2 protein-coding genes and 1 pseudogene are annotated in these 2,763 nt (G+C 69.3%); 2 read left to right on the top strand and 1 reads right to left on the bottom strand.

Features of this window, described 5'->3' with window-relative positions; all coding sequences use genetic code 11:
- Positions 1–1,347: acyl-CoA carboxylase subunit beta (locus A9X04_RS12430; protein WP_067920719.1), on the top strand; the 1,347-nt coding region annotated here is incomplete at its 5' end.
- A 9-nt stretch (positions 1,348–1,356) separates the two neighbouring features.
- On the opposite strand, the pseudogene A9X04_RS12425 reads toward A9X04_RS12430, so the two are convergent.
- A pseudogene (locus A9X04_RS12425) lies at positions 1,357–2,201 on the bottom strand (helix-turn-helix transcriptional regulator).
- Between the two features lie 112 nt (positions 2,202–2,313).
- On the opposite strand from A9X04_RS12425, the gene A9X04_RS12420 reads away from it, so the two are divergent.
- On the top strand, positions 2,314–2,763 hold a 450-nt coding region (locus A9X04_RS12420; RefSeq protein WP_156764338.1), incomplete at its 3' end, for an SDR family NAD(P)-dependent oxidoreductase.

The raw sequence follows: 2,763 nt of genomic DNA, 5'->3' as shown, positions 1-2,763 counted from the left end.
TACGGCGACGGGTGCGTCACCGGGCACGCCATGATCGACGGCCGTCCGGTCGGGGTGTTCTCCCACGACCAGACGGTGTTCCAGGGCACGGTCGGCGAGATGTTCGGCCGCAAGGTGGCCCGCCTGATGGAGTGGTGCGCGATGGTCGCCTGCCCGATCATCGGCATCCAGGACTCCGGCGGGGCCCGCATCCAGGACGCCGTCACCTCGCTGGCGTGGTACGCCGAGCTGGGCCGCCGGCACGAGGCGCTGTCCGGCCTGGTGCCGCAGATCTCCCTGATCTTCGGCAAATGCGCCGGGGGAGCGGTCTATTCGCCGATCCAGGACGACCTGCTGGTCTCGGTGCGTGACCAGGGCTATTTCTTCGTCACCGGCCCCGACGTGATCAAGGAGGTCACCGGCGAGGAGGTCACGCTCGACGAGCTCGGCGGCTCCGACGCGCAGGCCCGCTACGGCAACATCCACCAGGTGGTCGACTCCGAGGCCGAGGCGTTCCAGTACGTGCGCGACTTCCTGTCATTCCTGCCGTCGAGCACCTTCGGCCAGCCGCCGATCGTCAATCCCGGGCTGGAACCGGAGATCACCCCGACCGACCTCGAGCTCGACGCGATCGTGCCGGACTCCGACAACGCGGCCTATGACATGCACGAGATCCTGCTGCGCATCTTCGACGACGGCGACTTCCTCGACGTCGCCGCGCAGCACGGCCCGGCCATCATCACCGGATACGCGCGCGTCGACGGCCACCCCGTGGGGGTCATCGCCAACCAGCCCATGTACATGTCGGGTGCGATCGACAACGAGGCGTCCGACAAGGCGGCGCGGTTCGTCCGGTTCTGCGACGCGTTCAACATCCCGCTGGTCTTCGTGGTGGACACCCCTGGCTTCCTGCCGGGCGCCGAGGAGGAGAAGCGGGGCATCATCAAGCGCGGCGGCCGGTTCCTCTACTCGGTGGTCGAGGCCGACGTGCCGAAGGTGACCATCACCGTCCGCAAGTCCTACGGCGGCGCCTACGCGGTGATGGGGTCCCGGCAGCTGACCGCCGACTTCAACTTCGCCTGGCCCACCGCCCGGATCGCGGTGATCGGCGCCGAGGGGGCCGCGCAGCTGCTGATGAAGCGCTTCCCCGACCCGACCACGCCCGAGGCGCAGCAGATCAAGAAGGACTTCATCGAGGGTTACAACCTCAACATGGCGATCCCGTGGACCGCCGCCGAGCGCGGGTTCATCGACGCGGTCATCGACCCGCACGAGACCCGGCTGCTGCTGCGCAAGTCGCTGAAGCTGTTGCGGGACAAGCAGTTGTGGTTCCGCACCGCGCGCAAGCACGGGCTGATCCCGGTCTAAGCGCGAGTCCTAGTCGACCAGCGACTGGGTCCCCAGCACGATGGCGAGGGCGAGCCGCTCGGCATCCTCGGTGCCGGGTTCGGCGGTGTAGATCATGATGCGGATGTCGTCGGCGGCGACGATGAACGTGTCGCAGGCGAGCGCGATGTGGCCGACCTCGGGGTGGTCGATCACCTTGTGCCGGCCGAAGTCGTGGTGCGGCTGCGGCGCGCCGGTCTCCCAGAGTTCGACGAACCCGGGCTGTGCGCGGCAAGCTCGCGGATCAGCGACTTCAACCGCTGGTCGGCGGGATAGCGGGCGGCGGTCAACCGCAGGTCGGCGACCAGGCCCGCCTCGAACTCGGCTCTCTCAGCGGGCGGGTGGACGGCTCGGGTGCGGGGGCCGATCAGGTTGCGCCAGAGGCTGTTTCGCTCATTTCCCCGCCACGCAGTGGTCGGTCCCATCAGCGCGTCGTACGGGGGGTTGGCGACCAGGAGGGTCCAGGTGGCGTCGTAGACGGCGACCGGCGTATTCGCCAGGCGGTCCAGGATTCGCTGGACGCTGGGCGTTACCCGCGACGACACCATGTGCTGCCCGGGCGTAACGTGCCCGGACAGCCGGAAGAGCAACTCGCGCTCCGAGTCGGAGACCCGCAAGGCGCGGGCGAGGGCTTCGACGACCTGGATCGAGGGGGACGTGGCCCGGCCCTGTTCGAGCCTGGTCAGGTAGTCCACCGAGATTCCGGCCAGCGCCGCGAGCTCTTCGCGGCGCAGCCCCGCCGCTCGCCGGCGCCCGCCGACCGGGGCGCCGACCGCGGCGGGGGTAACCCGGTCGCGCCAATGCCGCACCGTTCGCCCGAACCCCCACGTTTCCATCCCTTCACTGTGCGCGACGCCGGCGTCAGGGGAAAGGGGTTGTCCTGGCCCTGCCAGTCCTACGAAAACCGGACGACTGCCTGAACATCCGGCGACGGCCAAGACTGCAACCATGAACGAGATCGCTTCCGGAACCGTCTTGCTCACCGGGCCGACCGGCGGCCTGGGAAAGGCTGCGACGCTGGCCATTGCCCGTCGCCCCCCGTCCGATCGTCCCGATCTGCTACTGGTGGGCAGGCCGGGTCAGGCGCTGACCGCGGTGGCCGAGGAGGCCAGGTCGGCGGGCGCGACGGTACATGAAATCGCCTGCGACCTTGCGCGGCTTTCCGACGTGCGCAGCGCGGGCCGGATGGCCAAGGATCTGCTGCTGTCCGGCGCGGTGCGCCCGTTGCGCGGATTGGTGGCGAACGCCGGGATCGGGTTTGCCGACACGCGCAACGCGTCAGCCGACGGATTCGAGCTCACCTTCGCCGTCAACTACCTGGCGCATGCGCAGCTCATCGGGGACCTGCTGGGCTCGTTCTCCGTGCCGGCCCGCGTGGTGCTCGTCGGCTCGAACACC

The organism is Mycobacterium sp. E3247 (assembly GCF_001667785.1).
GTDB lineage: Bacteria > Actinomycetota > Actinomycetes > Mycobacteriales > Mycobacteriaceae > Mycobacterium.
This window is presented reverse-complemented; position numbering and strand designations above follow the sequence as displayed.